The sequence below is a fragment of the Heyndrickxia vini genome (genome assembly GCF_016772275.1).
Lineage (GTDB): Bacteria > Bacillota > Bacilli > Bacillales > Bacillaceae_C > Heyndrickxia > Heyndrickxia vini.
This window is the reverse complement of record NZ_CP065425.1, coordinates 917,130-932,819: the sequence shown is the minus strand read 5'-3', so window position 1 is coordinate 932,819 and position 15,690 is coordinate 917,130. Positions and strand designations below refer to the sequence as shown.

Sequence of the window (15,690 nt, the reverse complement as noted above, 5' to 3'; positions counted from 1 at the left end):
TTCCTCCAACGTACACTCAATTTATATTAGGGTCATTTTACCTCTTTTTACGATAAGATACTATTTGAAATGTTTGTCAATAGAAAAGTTAGGAAAATGTCCCTGAACCATAAGTTGGGAATTCCATAGTTCCTTTTAAAAAATTTAGTTCTATTGACACGTTTTCTTTGTATAGGAAAGTTTTCCTTCCTTTTGGCTTTAGTTATTTCATAGGTGAAATAAGGATTTCATTGGCACCATTATGTATTCAATAAACATCGCAGAATTTCCTCTATCCGTTTAATTATATCATTAAACCTGATGTATTTTCATCGAACATTAAAGTTGGAAGGATTTAATTTAATTCGTAAATTATGTATAGTAGAAAGTATTGATAACGGTTCAGTTAGGAGTGGCAAAAATGTTAAGGCAGTATTATACGGTAAAAGGTATGGGCGAACACGAAATCATCATACAGAAATCAAGATTTATTGCCCATGTAGGTCGAGCAACAACCGAAGAAGAAGCACTGGCCTTTATTCAAGAGATAAAGAAAATGCACTGGAATGCGACACATAATTGTTCTGCCTATATGATTGGGCAACAAAATCAAATACAAAAAGCAAATGATGATGGAGAGCCAAGTGGTACAGCTGGTGTACCGATGCTTGAAGTTTTGAAAAAGCGAGAGTTAAAAGATACAGTTGTCGTAGTGACTAGATATTTTGGCGGCATTAAACTAGGCACTGGCGGTCTTATTCGTGCATATGGAAAATCTGTATCAGAAGGAATTAATGCTACCGGTGTCGTTGAACGAACACTAATGTGTACGGTTCGAACAAAAATCGATTATACATGGCTCGGAAAAGTCGAAAACGAACTGCGCTCCTCCATCTATTCAATAAAAGAAATTCATTACCTCGATCAAGTCGAAATCGAAACGTATGTAAAGGAAGACCAAACCGAAACCTTTACGCAGTGGATGACCGAGTTAACCAACGGTCAAGGCGAAATAACCATTGGTGAAACATTATATCTTGAATTTGATGTATAAAATAAGAAAAGCGTAAGCGCCTTGCTCATCGACGTAAAAACTGGAGGGACTTTTACTTATCGTAGGGAGAAGTCCTGAAGTTTTCTAGTCGATAGGCGCTGGAGCTAGACAAATAAGAAAAGCACAAGCGCCTTGATTTGTCCCGACAAGCAAATGGCCAGTACAGTTTATAGACTGTACTGGCCATTGTATTTTACTGATTTGGTGACTTTTTCGGTCTTACATATTTTAAAAGCGGTTTGTAATCCTCACCGACTAAATTGATGCTTTCTACAAAGATTTCAATTGCAAGAAGCAGAACGGCAACAATAATTAATGATCCCCACATTGTAGACATGGAAAAGATGATTGCCGCTAAACCAAATAGTGCAGCAATCGCATAAATCACTAAAACGGTTTGTCGATGGGAAAAACCTACTCGTAATAAACAATGATGTAAATGTGATTTATCAGCACTCGAAAACGGTTGTTTATTTAAAAATCTGCGAATAATTGCAAAGAATGTATCCGATAATGGTACACCTAGTATAATGACAGGGATGACTAAAGAGATAAAGGTGATGTTTTTGAAACCGAGCAAGGATAAAACGGCAATCATATATCCTAAAAACAGTGCCCCTGTGTCACCCATAAATATTTTAGCCGGATGAAAATTATAAAGTAAAAATCCTAATGTGCTAGCTAATAGTATCCCGCCCATAATGGCAACGAACATGTCTCCCATGATGATCGCCATGCCGCTAATCGTAATTAATGCAATGGACGAAACACCCGCAGCTAAGCCATCAAGGCCATCAATTAAATTGATTGCATTTGTAATCGCAACAATCCAAAAGATCGTTAATGGAATACTGAAATAACCGAAATAAAGAATTCCACCAAAAGGAAGATTAATTTTAGTAACTTCCACGCCGCCCCATACAACGACAACTAACGCTGCGAGAATTTGCCCAAGAAGCTTTAATTTTGGTGAAAGTTCATATTTATCATCAAGAATTCCCGTAATCAAAATAATGATACTACCAATAAAAATTCCCGACACATTCGTCATATCATTCAATTCAGGCGTTGGTCTTAATACAAGATATCCAACTACAAAGCTTATATATATTGCAACCCCACCAATAAGCGGCATATTTTTTTGATGAACTTTCCGGTGATTTGGTTTATCTGTTATACCTAATTTAATGGCGAGTCTTCCAATTAAAGGAGTTACCAATACCGATAATATAAAACAGAACAACAACGTCAAGTATATCATTCAAATCCTCCTTAGCATTATAATGCCCAAATGTACAGGTAATAAAAACAGGAAGAAAACACCCAGTTGTTATTTTCAATTTGTACAAAAATTTTTTTCAAGTCTCTAATTTATTTCATTTTTCTCTAGCAAAATTTTATTCTAATTTTCTATACATATCGTCAATTTTTGCAAGTCACATGAATTATACCATAGACCTATAATAAAGAGGTAGAAAAATAAACAAGGCTGAACAATCCAATTAGATTTCTCTAATTTCTTATTGTATTCACGATATACCCGTTTATTGCTAATAAATGCATCTATCTTTTATTTGTTTTTTGAAGTAGTACTTTGAATACAAATCGAGGGATAGCCAGCATTCGTTTCCACCTAGTCGGCTGTTGAATGAGACGATAAAGCCACTCGATGTTTAACTTCTGCCAAATTTCAGGCGCACGCGGAACTACACCAGCGATTCCATCAAAACTTCCTCCTACCCCCATAAAAATCCCTTTGTCAAACTTGCCAATGTTTTGATAGATCCATTGTTCTTGCCTTGGTGCTCCAAGTGCAACGAATATAAGATCGGGTTTGAGTCCGCATATCTCTTCAGCAATTTGTGGATTGTCCAAATCAAAAAAGCCATTTCGAAAGCCTGCAATCTCCATTTTGGGATATTCATTGCTTACAATATGTATGAATTGGTCTAATACTTCTTGTTTGGCACCTAAAAAGTATACCCGATATTGATTTTCATTGGCGAGAGACAGTAAATCTTTCATCGTATCAAACCCGGGAACTCTTTCAGGTAATGGCTTCTTCAGCCACCCGGCGGCTTTAACAATCCCAATTCCATCCGGTGTAATAAAATCGGCCGCTTGCAAATATTCCATAAATCCTTTATTTTCATTAGCCATCATCACAATTTCTGGATTAGCTGTGACGACAAACGTCTTTTTTTGTTGTTTAATTCTTTGATGAAGGATATCGACAAATTCATTTCTAGTGGAATGAATAAATGGAACACCTAAAATTTCAACATGATTCATAATCATTCTCCTAATACAATCTTAGCAAAGGGTTGTACACCATAATACTACTTTTTTCTTAATATTTACTTAAGTTTTTTTTTTATCCTAAATTCCGGTTGATGGACCAGTATACTCTTTAACTACTAAAGTACCAAAAATCATGGTGTGAAACTAGTCCTTTATATGATCTATTTCGCAATCTTTCCATATAATTCTACTTTTCTCTACATTATTCAACTGTGTTATAATAAGGTTACAAGTATGTAAGGAGATTAAAGATGATTACCTACCTAAAAAAAACGATAAACAATCCTCAAGAACGTACGATTAAAAAATATCAAAAAGTTGTCGATCAAATAAATAATTATGAAGCCGAAATAGCGATGCTCAGCGACCAAGAATTGAAGGATAAAACGAACTACTTTAAAGAACTGCTAAGCAATAATAAAACGGTTGATGATATTAAAGCGGAAGCGTTTGCCGTTGTTCGTGAAGCTTCTAAAAGGGTGCTCGGCATGCGCCACTTCGATGTACAATTAATCGGTGGCCTCTCTTTGCTTGACGGAAATATTTCTGAAATGCCTACGGGTGAAGGAAAGACTCTTGTTTCCTCTCTTCCAAGTTATTTGCGTGCCCTTGAAGGAAAAGGTGTACATGTTATTACCGTAAATGAATATCTTGCTAAGCGTGATAAAGAAATTATCGGACAAATTCATGAATTTCTAGGATTAACGGTTGGGATTAACTTATCCGATATGTCACCTAATGAAAAGCAAGAAGCCTATGCGGCTGACATTACATATGGAATTGGGACAGAATTTGGATTTGATTATTTAAGAGATCATATGATTTTAGATCCTGCCCAAAGAGTTCAGAGACCTTATCATTTTGCCATCATCGACGAGGTAGACAGTATTCTTATTGATGAAGCGAAAACCCCGTTAATTATTGCCGGTAAGGTTTCGCTAAATTCTGAATTATTTACGATTTGCGCTCAAGTTGTCAAAAGAATGAAAAATGAAGCAGATTATATGTTTGATTTAGAAACAAAAGCGGTTAACTTCACAGAAGATGGCATTTCGAAAATCGAGAAAACATTTTCGCTAGATAATTTATACGATTTAGAGCATCAGCCTCTATATCACTACATGATTCAATCATTGCGTGCGGAAGTTGTCTTCAAAAAAGATGTTGATTATATTATTCGTGATGGAAAAATTGAACTGATTGATTCGTTTACCGGACGTGTAATGGATGGAAGAAGCTTAAGTGACGGGCTACATCAGGCAATAGAAGCCAAAGAAGGTTTAGAGCTTACCGAAGAAAATAAAATGCAAGCGACTGTTACGATTCAAAACTACTTTCGGATGTATCCGATATTATCGGGGATGACTGGTACAGCTAAATCTGAGGAAAAAGAATTCCAGCAAGTGTACAGAATGGATGTTGTACAAATTCCAACTAATAAACCGAAGCAACGAATTGATAAGGAAGATCTTGTCTTTGAAACGATAACACAAAAATATGAAGCGATGACAAAAGAAGTAGCTCATCGTCATGCAACAGGTCAACCGATTTTAATCGGAACAACTTCCATCGAACAATCTGAACTTGTAGCTGAGTATTTGTCAAAGGCTAAATTGCCTTTCCAATTATTAAATGCTAAAAGCGTTGAACAAGAGGTTGAACTTATCTCCGTTGCAGGACAAATGAATCAAATTACCATCGCTACTAATATGGCCGGTCGCGGAACCGATATCCAACTTGGAGAAGGGGTTGCCGATTTAGGCGGTCTTTGTGTTATTGGTACAGAAAGACATGAAAGCAGACGGATCGATGATCAATTAAAAGGGAGAGCTGGTAGACAAGGGGATCCTGGTTCAAGTCAATTTTTCATTTCAATTGAAGATGAAATTAATGAACGCTTCGCTGCTGAACAACTGGAAAAGTTGAAAAAATCATTAAAAACCGATGCAAATGGATTAATTTTAAATAAAAACATTCACGAATTCGTTGATCGTGTGCAAAGATTATGTGAAGGAAGCAATTATTCCGCTCGGGAATACACATTGAAATTAGATGATGTAGTTAATGAGCAAAGATATATTATTTATAAAAATAGAGATACCGTATTAGAAGCGGATAATCTATCGGATTATATTTTGAAAACATATCAAAATATGGCCGACTATTATAAACAGAAATATTTTGAACAAGAAGATCTAACTACCGATAAAATAGAAGACCTCTTCCATAAAGCACAATTAATTAGCTTAAAAGAGTTCAATTTTAATTTGGATGTACTAGAAGTTGATATCGATGAATTTAAACACCAACTAGTAACTCATTTAGAGGCATCTATTGAAATGATAAAAGAAATGTCGATAGAAAACCCTGACTTGTTCCTTGAAATAAAATACGACATTCTTCATGTAATTGACATGTATTGGAACCAACATCTCGAATCTATGACTAAATTAAAAGAAGGCATTGGATTAAGGGGTTATAGTCAAGAAGATCCAATTCTCGTTTATCAAAAAGAAGGATTAAAAGTATTTACGCAAACATTCTATCAAATTGAAGAGGAAGTTTGCACAATCGTAAATGATCATGTGAGATCGATCTTAACAATTGATGAAGAATAAATTAAATAGGAGGTGTATGTATGTTATTTAGCAGTAAGAAGAAAAAACAAGGAAAAGATAGTATTATTTCTACGGATGAACTATTTAACAAGCAATCATCCGAAGTGGGTGAAAATGAGGACATAGAAACGAAGTTATCTATTTTACCAGAATGGTTGGATTCAATTGAACAGGAGTATATTCTACGCTTCCTTAATAATGAAAATAAGCCATTAAAGCCCAATCAAATTTCATTGTCCGGCATTGAAATTAATCAAACAGAGGATGAAGGTCTATTGGTTACTGCTTTTGTCCGCAGCAGTCTAGATAAAGGTATCCAGTTCAGCTCTGTACCTATTGTCTTAATCGGATCTGAGGGAGAATTATTAGCCCGTAAGAACTTTGATTTAGGTGATCTTGGCGAACTTCCACCAAGAAGCAGCCGGCCGTGGCATTTCTATTTTGCCCCTGAAGACATTTATTCCATGTCTTTCCCCGAAGAAGGTTGGAAACTTGCTTTTGAAATGAAGAAAGAGCATGAGTTAGATTTATCCAAAGAGTGGGAGCAAAGTCTTACTGAGGAGGATAAAGAAAAATTAACTCAGTTGTTGAAAAATGTACAGCCGCCTAAGTCTGGTGAAATTAATTTTATGGGAATACAAGCTAATCGTAAGGCTGATGATTTACATATCACTCTGCTTATTCGAAATGGGTCTGATAAAAATATCAAAATTGAATCATTGCCATTAATTGTTGAAGATGCTGCTGGTGATCAAGTAGCAGCTGGCGGCTTTAAACTAGATGATTTTGAAGTAAAGGCTAATACGAGCAAACCGTGGACATTTATCTTTCCTAGTGAGCTTATTCAAAAAGACAATCCTGACTTTTCTTCATGGAAGGCCTACCCTCCAAATCAGAAATAGTTATGCTATAAAAAAAAGTTCCTTCTAGTTATCTGAAGGAACTTTTTTTTGCATATCTACTACACCTTTTTTATTTTAAAACTGTATGGTTTTGTTGACCAATGATTATTGGCTTCTAAAATTTGAAAGTAATAGGTTCCGGGTGTAACTTTATAGGTGAAGCTTTCTTTTGCACCTAGTTTTCCTTTGTTATGCATTTCTTCTTTTGTCACTTTTCCCTTTGACATTTTATCTACCCAAACGATACCGTCCATGTTAGTAACACCACTTAGCTCTACTTTTAGTGTCATGTTTTTCGTCACTTCCAACTTATACCAATCACTATCCATCGGAAGATCGTATTTATTCGTGTATGTTTTATTTAAAGCAATCGTTTTTGCCTTGGCACGATCATCACTTACATCGTCATTTACATTAGGAAGTTTGATGCTTGATGGATTGATTGCTCTCACCATCCCATATCCACTGTTCTGATTCCAAGTACTTGCAGATTTTGATAAAGGGATGGCACCTTTTTCAAGGATATATTCAATCATATTCGGTTTTAACGAAGGAGATATCGATTTAATGATTGAGACAAGTCCGCTGACAATTGGTGTAGAAAATGATGTGCCATCTTCCAATGCATATCTATTTTTCAATGCTAATACTTTTATGTTTTCACCTGGTGCGACTAAATCTAATTGGGGACCAACATTAGAGAAGTCAGATATCTTATTTTTATTATTCGTTGAACCAACACTGATGACCGTTGGATAAGCAGCCGGATACTCAACTTCCCCTCCGTACTCATTACCTGATGCTGCAACTACCGTAATTCCATGCTGTGCAGCACTCAAAATGGCATCAAATTCCGCTTCGCTGCCTTCCGAGCCACCATAGCTCATATTAATAATATCGGCATGATGTTTAATTGCATAGTAAATTCCAGCAATGGAATCTGAATCAGCAATTTCCTCTCCTCCAATTCTGACAGGAAGGATTTTTGCAAAAGGATTTACACCAACAATACCAAGTTTATTATTCATTTTTGCTGCAATTGTTCCCGCTACCGCTGTCCCATGACCATCCCAGTCATTTACATTTTTCGAATGCCGGACAATATCATACCCTTGCACAAGTTGGCCCTTTAAATCTGGATGGGATACATCTACCCCAGTATCGAGCACTGCCACTGTTACAGGCTTGGCATTTGGTTTGATTAATGGCCAAAGAGCTTGTACGCCAATTTTATTTAAATACCATTGTTTTTTGTAGTATAGATCATTAGGTTTTCGTACCGCGCTAACCTTCCTTTCTTGCAAATAATTCGGTTCGGCCGATAAGATAAACGGTAGTTTTTTTAATGTATTTAAGGTAGTAGAATAATTCAGTCGTTCTGGAACTCTGACAATATATAAATCTTTCGTTTCCAAAATATCATGGCTATTTAATCGTTTAATTCCACTATATTTTGAAAACACTTTGTTAATATCCTTTGTTTTAATTAGGATTTGGCGATCTTTTACCTTTGAAAGATTAATGGTGGATGTTACGGCCCTACTGTTCTTCTGTTGATAAAAACTTGCTTTTAACCTATTCAGACTCATCTTTTCTTGTGCATTTGCATTTGTTGGCAGAATACTGCTTAATAATGCCGTAATAGCAACAGATGCAACTACACTTAACATCCTTTTTCTCATATTGAATCCTCCACTTGAAATTCTGTCTATTCCATTATTCTATCATTTTATCATGGAATACCACCGTTTTGGGAAAGGTTTATGATTTCCAAAATAAAGAAAAAAGGTACCTGACACTTGCCAGGTACCAACCTTCCTTATTTTGCCTTTTTCACTACGATTTTGGTTGCTTTGCTTTTGTTTCCTGCGGCGTCAGTTGCTGTCAGGTAAAGAATTGTTCCTTTTTTCTGTTTTGGTATTTTAATGGAAAAGGTGGATTTGGATGAAGCTTTTCCTTTTGCTATTACTTTTGAACCTTTTTTAAGCGTTAGTTTTGCACCTTTTTCAGCTTTACCTGTTAGTTTCGTAGATTTAGTTGTAATACTTTTTACTTTCGGTGCTGCTGGTGGTGTTGTATCTAATTTCGTTACTTTAAATGAATAAGCTTGTGGCGACCAATGATTATTGAACTCCATTACTTGGAAGTAATAAGTTCCCGGTTTCAACGTTCTAGTAAAGCTTTCCGCTTTTCCTAGCTTTCCTTTATTATAGAGTGTTTCCATTGATGTCTTTCCGCTGGAATATTTGTCAAACCAGATGAGACCATCAATATTTCGGACAGCGCTTAAATCAACTTTTACTTTCATTGTCTTCGTGACCTTCAATTTGTACCAGTCACTGTCTAATGGAATATCAAATTTATTAGTATACTTTTTATTTACAGAGATTGCTTTTGCTTTACTTCGTGTATTCCCAATATCTCCTTTTAAATTCGGGAGATCTGTATTAAATGTTCTAATTCCATTAACCAATCCGTAACCAGCTTTTGTACTCCAAATGTTTGGTTTACTCGCTAAGTTCGTTGCCCCTTTTTCCAATAAATATTCTACACCAACTGGCGGCATATTCGGTGAAACTGACAGGATGTATGATGCCATCCCACTAACAATCGGTGCGGCAAAGGATGTTCCAACAGCTGCTCCGTATTGATTATTTAATCCCAGTGTTCCGATGTTTTCCCCTGGTGCTACTACATCAAGTAATGTTCCTCTGCTTGAAAAACTTGAAACCTGATTCTTTTCATTAGTCGAGCCAACACTTAACACGGTAGGGTATGCAGCTGGGTAATTAACAGTTCTGCCATCATTGCCTGTTGCTGCAATCACTGTAATTCCCTTAGAAGCCGCACGAAGCAAGGCATCAAATTCCAATTCGCTATACGATGAACCGCCATAACTCATATTAATGACCTTTGCACCTTTAGAAATTGCATAATTGATTCCTTTTATTGAATCAGATACTGCGATTTTCTGGCCTCCTACTTTAATTGGGAGAATTTTCGCATATGGATTCACACCAACCGTACCAATTCCATTATTCATTTTCGCTGCAATGGTACCTGCTACAGCTGTTCCATGTCCCACAGTATCAGTAACATCACTTGAACCAGTTTGGACATTATACCCCGGCAATAATTGTCCTGCTAAGTCGGGATGTCTCGTATCCACACCTGAATCAAGAACGGCTACAGTTACTTGTTTTTTGTTTTGAATTAGCGGCCATATAGATGGTGCACCGATCTTTGGTAAGTGCCATTGCATAGGGTAATATTCATCATTAGGAATCCCGCTTACTTTATCTTGTATGTAATTTGGTTCTGCTATTTCAATGAAAGATGAGCCTTTTAGCTTATTAAGTGTACTGACATAATTCAATTTGTCTGGGACTCTGGCAATATATAAATCTTCTCCTATGAGACTACTAGTATTTTCAACAAATGATAAACCAAATTTCTTTGAAAGTACGGACTTTGCTGTTTTTGTCTTAATCATAATTTGGCGATCAAATACATTTGCTAAATTGAATGTTGCAGACAAGGTGCGAGCGTTTTTTTGTGTTTGATCATAGGTTTGCTTAATCCGATCAAAATTCTCCTCAGCATTGGCAAAACTAGGTATTGCACTACTAATGACCGCAGCAGCGGCAACTGAGGCAATTGTTTTAAAAAGTTTTTTCCCCATCATGATCCCCCATTTACATTTTCTATCCAACATCTATAGTATCACCATTAAATTACAAATATGAAATAATTTAATACTCTAACACAAAATTGGTAGCAAAGTCCGATAAAATATTCTTACTTTTTATCGATTATATAACAAATGACTCATAACTATGTTTTAAAGATAGAACGATAGTCACGAGTCATTTTTGATTGCTAATTCTTCTGCTATATTGAATAGTCTTTTCATGGATTTCTTTTACCATTTGTAAAATTATCGGATCAGCCTTTACTAATGGTTTTGCTTTTTTCTTTTCTACTTTGAAAATGGGAACGGCTTTTGAGTTAGAATGAAGGATAACCCATTTTCCATTATTTCTTTGTAAAATCAAGTCTGCGATACCTAAATAATTTCCCCAGCTGCCAGCTTCGACTGCGGGAACCCCGTTAATCGTCCCCATACTTGAATCCACTCCTGAAATTCCTTTCAGCTTGGATTTGTCGGGAAAAACTTTGTGTTGGTGCCCAAATAAAATAACATCAATTCCAGGAACAAGGCTTAATGGGGATACTGCATTTTCAGATTTTTCATAGGCTTTGGCTGTTTCATCAAATCCTGAATGCACAAGGGCAACAACAATGTCTGCTCCCTCATTCTTCATTCTTGAAACAAATGCTTCTGCTGATTTTACAATATCCATTACTTTTGCTCTACCTGCTATCGATTTTTTCTCCCATTTCATGACACATGGTGTGACAAAGCCAATAACCCCTACCTTAATCGTGTGCATCTTACCGTTTCGATCCTTAACCTTTTTGTTAATAATAGTATACGGTTTAAACATATTAATTTCATTGAAATTAAACGGTTTGTGATCATTCACATACATATTGGCATTTATAAAAGGGAATTTTGCATCTTTAATTGTTCGATGTAAAAAGTCCAGCCCATAATGAAAATCGTGATTTCCTAATGCAGCCGCATCATAATTTAGATAATTCATCACCTTAATCATCGGATGGATCGGTTCCGTCTCGAACCGGTCAATATAAGCGATATAGTCTGCTAAAAGATTTCCCTGCAGTAAATCCCCATCATCAAAGAGAAGTGAATTAGAAACTTCCTTTCTCGCTTGTTTGATTAGGGTGGCGGTTCGTGCTAAGCCATATTCAACTGTTTTCTTATGTTTTATATAGTCGTAATCAACAATGTTTCCATGTAAATCTGTTGTTTCCATTATTCGCAAATCAACGATTCCGGATAATGGTTCCACTTCATATCCATAAACCGGAAAAGAGGAACATACGATCATATATATGAAAAAGAATGATATGAGTTTCTTGCACATCGGGCATATTCAATCCCTTCAAAAGGAATTTCGTGGATTTATATGTTGTGCAATTTTTCGTAAAATCATTCGTTTTAAGTAACAAAAGCGCAAAGCGCCTTGAATATCGATGTTCTTAAACAAAATAAGAAAAGCGGAAGCGCCTTGCTCATCGACGTAAAAACTGGAGGGACTTTGACTGAGATAAAGGAAACACGATAAGCCTGTAAGGCGAATCGATGTTGACTTATCGTAGGGAAAAGTCCTGAAGTTTTCTAGTCGATAGGCGCTGGAGCTAGACAAAGAAGTTATTTATTAGGAATATTAACTCTATAAAATTTATACTTTCTTACCTTTTAAAAAAGCCAGGCATGAATGTGCCTGACCTAAATGTTCCTCATTTTAAATTCGATGATGCCACATACCAAGTGCCTTTTACTCCGGAGACGCTTACTTTGTACCACACAAAAAGATTCGCTGAGCTGTCATCTTCAATTGCCCCACTAAGAATCGTTACCTTCGTACCTTTCGGAAAAGTTTTACGAGTACTGTTTGTTGTTGGTTTTGTTCGAAAGTTTGCACTGGATGAGATTGTTACACGATTATTCTTTTTATAAAATTGTGTGCTTTTTGTCTTTAGTTTTGTCTTAATCGCGGTCGTTTTCAATTTGGCTGGATTGCCTGTAAAAATAACATCCTGTTTTTTAATAATTTCTGGGCTCATTAATGTCCGATTTTTCAGGTTTTCATATACCTTTAACTGATAAGGTTTGGTCACTTTATTTGGATCGTTTTTTGTTGATAATCCGTTATAGGCCATTATGGCAAAATACCAATTTTCTAAAAGGTTCTTTTCGCCGTTATTAATTTTCGGCATAAGTGGAGAAGATAAAAAAGCATAGTTCCACTTTTTCGCTAAAATTTCTACTCCTGCTTGAATATTGTAAGATAAATCATACTTCACTCGATTCCAATCATAGCTTTTATCGGAATCTGACATAGGTGTCACTTGCATGATTCCATATCCATTATCATGGCTTTTGAACACTTCGCCATTTGATAGAAATTGTGTAAGACTCCCGTTTTCTGTAACGGCAATGGATTTCACTACTTCCGGTGGAATTCCTTTTGCAACCGCCGACTTTGTTAACATTCCTTTTAACTCTTTCACGCTTACCTTTAGTTGATTCATAATGCCTGTGAATCTTTTTTGTAAACGTGCCCTATCTGTTTTAGAACTGACTGATGATATGCTTTTCTTTAATTGATTGTAGATTCCAGGAACATTCGCATTTGACTTTCCTTTGGAAATATACGAATCGAGCCGCTCGAAATTCATTTCCATACTTACATATTCAGAAAATTTTCCTGTGTTCAATTTACTCGGAATGGTTGAATTTATTTTCTTTACTTCCTTTAACAGTTGTTGTTTCATTTTCTGCTGAGAAATCGAGTCAATATATACTAAAATTTTATAGTATGGTGCGGTCAGTTTATTGGATGACGTGCTCGTTTTCATTAGCTTACTTGTTTCATCGATTGCTTTCTTTACGGTAACTGGGTAGTTCAGATCCTTTTTCATCTTTTCTGCAGGTGTTTTATACAGTTTTTTTACGGTATCACGCGTTTTTTTATCATATACAGCATCGATATATTTTTTCCCACGGGATATTTGCGTATTTACAGTTTTTAGTTTTGAAAGATTTGTTTTTTTCTGTTTCCCCGACTGTTTATTTACCGCTGATTTAGCACTTTTATATTTTGTTATCGCTGCTTTGTACTCCTTGGTCGGGATATTTTTCCCTGTAGCCTTTTTCCCAACTGTTGTCATATCAGCTAGAACTTTTCCCAATTTCACTGCGGAGTTGACAAGTGTATCTGTTTTACTTGCAGCAAATACATTTGTTTGACCGAATCCAAAGACAGCTAAGATTATCATAACTATACATAATCGATACAATTTCAATTATCCACACCCCTAATTAATATTCCATTCTATTATACTATTATTCTATCTGAAACAAAGGATGAAAAACTTCCTATTTTTTTGCAATTTCGACAAAAATCAATTTTATTCTTTTTTTATTTCCAAGGAAATACCTCCATCCGACATACAGTGCGCGATGATTTCATCTGGAAAACTATTCAATATTTTAGTAAAATTAGAGTAATAACAGTTATTCTAGGAGGATTCTATGGTTCAGGTCGTTTTTATGGATAATGAAGAAACATTGCAAGTACCAAACTATAAAGAAACCATTTCCGATCTTTTGAATACAGGTAGTGCGGCCATCTTTCCTAATTTATATGAATATCAAAAATTAACGCTAGATTTAACACAGTTAACTGTTTATCTGCAAAAGCAATAAGGCATTTTTTACAAACTTTTTCATGCGAAACAGCCCATGGTAAAAAACTTCTTAAAAACCTGTGCATTCGCCAAATTTCCCTAAATTTCAGCCTCTAAACTGTTGTCCATTTCAAAAAACCCCCTCCTTACATAAAGTAAATTATCCTTGTAAAGGGGGGTGTTATAATGGGTTACGGCGGTTGCATGAGTGGCGGTGGCGGTTACGGCTATGCTGGCGGTGGCTACGGCGGCGGATCAACATTTGTTTTAATTGTTGTCTTGTTCATCCTTTTAATCATTGTCGGTGCTTCTTATTACTACTAAGTTGACGAAAGGAAGCGTTTTTAATGACGCTTCTTTTTTTTGTGAGGATCTTTTATAAAATATAGTTGGAAACACGGAGTGGATTGTAGCGGAAGGCTCTTGACTCCTGCGGGATATAGAGGAAAAGTCGAGACCCCACAGGCGCGGGGCGCCGAGGAGTTAGAAAAGTAGAGGCGGCTTGCTTATCGACGTACGAACTGGAGGGCAGCGACTGAGATAAAGGAATCACGATGAACCCAAAGGGTGAATCGATGATGACTTATCGTAGGGAGGTGACCGGAAGTTCGTACGTCGATAGCCGCCGGAACTAGACAGGCTCGACTTCCTCCCCGCGGAAAGCAAGTGCCTGGAGCGAAAAGGAACGGTCAGTTAAAAACACCTAAAAACATACTTAAAGAAATGAACCCTTTGTATAGTTAGTACATTTTTTCATTCCCCAGTATTTTTTCATCATCAAATATGCATATAATAAGGCTATGCAAAATGTTTTCCGTGCTTAATTTTTCATATTGAAGGAAGTGACACTCATTTGACTAAAATAAAAGTGATTATTGCAGATGATAATTCATTTATCCGTGAGGGTTTAAAAATCATTTTAAATACGTACGAAGAATTTGAGGTTCTTGACACTGTCAATGATGGTCAAGAAGCGGTCGATTACTGTAAAAAGCATAAAGTGGATATCGCATTGTTAGATGTGCGAATGCCAAATATGAACGGAGTCGAGGCCACAAAGATTCTGTCTGAACAGACGACGACGAAACCAATCATTTTGACGACGTTTGACGACGATGAATACATATTGGATGCTGTGAAAAATGGAGCAAAAGGCTATTTATTAAAAAATAACAATCCGGAACGAATTCGCGATGCGATCAAAACAGTGTTTAATGGAAATAGCATTATGCAGGATGTCGTTTTAGAAAAAATAAAATCTAACTTAATGGAAAAAAAGGAAACTGCGGCTAAAATTGATGCAAAGTTATTTACGGAAAGAGAACAGGATATTATGTCTTTAATTGCAAAAGGTTATTCGAATAAAGAAATCTCAAAGCAATTATTTATTTCTGAAGGAACGGTTGCCAACTATATCACCTCAATATTGGGGAAAACCGGCCTTGAACATCGGACTCAGATCGCCATTTATTTTATTACGGGAAAAGTAGATTAA

The 15,690-nt window shown here is 36.1% G+C and carries 12 protein-coding genes; 6 read left to right on the top strand and 6 right to left on the bottom strand.

The window, feature by feature from the left end; translation table 11 throughout:
• Positions 1-400 precede the first annotated feature (400 nt).
• Positions 401-1,033, top strand: coding sequence for a YigZ family protein (locus I5776_RS04655; protein ID WP_202779199.1), 633 nt, complete (start codon positions 401-403; stop codon positions 1,031-1,033).
• Between the two features lie 193 nt (positions 1,034-1,226).
• Here the strand turns inward: I5776_RS04655 and I5776_RS04650 are convergent, their stop codons facing one another.
• Positions 1,227-2,294: a glycosyltransferase family 4 protein gene (locus I5776_RS04650; RefSeq protein WP_202779198.1), complete on the bottom strand. Its 1,068-nt coding sequence runs from the start codon at positions 2,292-2,294 to the stop codon at positions 1,227-1,229.
• Between the two features lie 302 nt (positions 2,295-2,596).
• A complete protein-coding gene (locus I5776_RS04645) occupies positions 2,597-3,325 on the bottom strand; it encodes a WecB/TagA/CpsF family glycosyltransferase (RefSeq protein WP_202779197.1) in 729 nt (242 codons plus the stop codon).
• A gap of 260 nt (positions 3,326-3,585) precedes the next feature.
• Here I5776_RS04645 and secA2 point away from each other — a divergent pair, with 260 nt between their 5' ends.
• Positions 3,586-5,952, top strand: coding sequence for an accessory Sec system translocase SecA2 (gene secA2, locus I5776_RS04640; protein ID WP_202779196.1), 2,367 nt, complete (start codon positions 3,586-3,588; stop codon positions 5,950-5,952).
• Between the two features lie 20 nt (positions 5,953-5,972).
• Positions 5,973-6,854, top strand: a complete 882-nt coding sequence (locus I5776_RS04635; protein WP_202779195.1) for an accessory Sec system S-layer assembly protein — start codon at positions 5,973-5,975, stop codon at positions 6,852-6,854.
• A 59-nt stretch (positions 6,855-6,913) separates the two neighbouring features.
• On the opposite strand, the gene I5776_RS04630 is transcribed toward I5776_RS04635, so the two are convergent.
• The 4 genes from I5776_RS04630 to I5776_RS04615 form a co-directional block, all read right to left on the bottom strand.
• Positions 6,914-8,536, bottom strand: a complete 1,623-nt coding sequence (locus I5776_RS04630) for a S8 family peptidase (RefSeq protein WP_202779194.1) — start codon at positions 8,534-8,536, stop codon at positions 6,914-6,916.
• A 137-nt stretch (positions 8,537-8,673) separates the two neighbouring features.
• Complete coding sequence (locus I5776_RS04625) at positions 8,674-10,536, bottom strand: S8 family serine peptidase (RefSeq protein WP_202779193.1); 1,863 nt, start codon at positions 10,534-10,536, stop codon at positions 8,674-8,676.
• Between the two features lie 184 nt (positions 10,537-10,720).
• The gene (locus I5776_RS04620; RefSeq protein ID WP_202779192.1) at positions 10,721-11,830 is read right to left on the bottom strand and encodes a metallophosphoesterase; all 1,110 of its coding nucleotides are present in this window, start codon (positions 11,828-11,830) and stop codon (positions 10,721-10,723) included.
• Between the two features lie 412 nt (positions 11,831-12,242).
• Positions 12,243-13,811, bottom strand: a complete 1,569-nt coding sequence (locus I5776_RS04615) for a transglycosylase SLT domain-containing protein (protein ID WP_202779191.1) — start codon at positions 13,809-13,811, stop codon at positions 12,243-12,245.
• 229 nt (positions 13,812-14,040) lie between these two features.
• Between I5776_RS04615 and I5776_RS04610 the strand changes: the two genes are divergently transcribed.
• The 3 genes from I5776_RS04610 (at position 14,041) to I5776_RS04600 (ending at position 15,690) form a co-directional block, all read left to right on the top strand.
• The gene (locus I5776_RS04610; protein ID WP_202779190.1) at positions 14,041-14,214 is read left to right on the top strand and encodes a hypothetical protein; all 174 of its coding nucleotides are present in this window, start codon (positions 14,041-14,043) and stop codon (positions 14,212-14,214) included.
• A 167-nt stretch (positions 14,215-14,381) separates the two neighbouring features.
• Positions 14,382-14,519: a YjcZ family sporulation protein gene (locus I5776_RS04605; RefSeq protein ID WP_202779189.1), complete on the top strand. Its 138-nt coding sequence runs from the start codon at positions 14,382-14,384 to the stop codon at positions 14,517-14,519.
• Positions 14,520-15,048: 529 nt separating this feature from the next.
• A complete protein-coding gene (locus I5776_RS04600; protein WP_246483918.1) occupies positions 15,049-15,690 on the top strand; it encodes a response regulator transcription factor in 642 nt (213 codons plus the stop codon).

Excerpts from the sequence above, each read along its gene's own strand:
- I5776_RS04650 (WP_202779198.1), bottom strand. The coding sequence starts at position 2,294 with ATGATATACTTGACGTTGTTGTTCTGTTTTATATTATCGGTATTGGTA.
- I5776_RS04610 (WP_202779190.1), top strand. The coding sequence starts at position 14,041 with ATGGTTCAGGTCGTTTTTATGGATAATGAAGAAACATTGCAAGTACCA.
- I5776_RS04625 (WP_202779193.1), bottom strand. The coding sequence starts at position 10,536 with ATGGGGAAAAAACTTTTTAAAACAATTGCCTCAGTTGCCGCTGCTGCG.
- I5776_RS04645 (WP_202779197.1), bottom strand. The coding sequence starts at position 3,325 with ATGAATCATGTTGAAATTTTAGGTGTTCCATTTATTCATTCCACTAGA.
- I5776_RS04655 (WP_202779199.1), top strand. The coding sequence starts at position 401 with ATGTTAAGGCAGTATTATACGGTAAAAGGTATGGGCGAACACGAAATC.
- I5776_RS04630 (WP_202779194.1), bottom strand. The coding sequence starts at position 8,536 with ATGAGAAAAAGGATGTTAAGTGTAGTTGCATCTGTTGCTATTACGGCA.
- I5776_RS04635 (WP_202779195.1), top strand. The coding sequence starts at position 5,973 with ATGTTATTTAGCAGTAAGAAGAAAAAACAAGGAAAAGATAGTATTATT.
- secA2 (WP_202779196.1), top strand. The coding sequence starts at position 3,586 with ATGATTACCTACCTAAAAAAAACGATAAACAATCCTCAAGAACGTACG.
- I5776_RS04605 (WP_202779189.1), top strand. The coding sequence starts at position 14,382 with ATGGGTTACGGCGGTTGCATGAGTGGCGGTGGCGGTTACGGCTATGCT.
- I5776_RS04620 (WP_202779192.1), bottom strand. The coding sequence starts at position 11,830 with ATGATCGTATGTTCCTCTTTTCCGGTTTATGGATATGAAGTGGAACCA.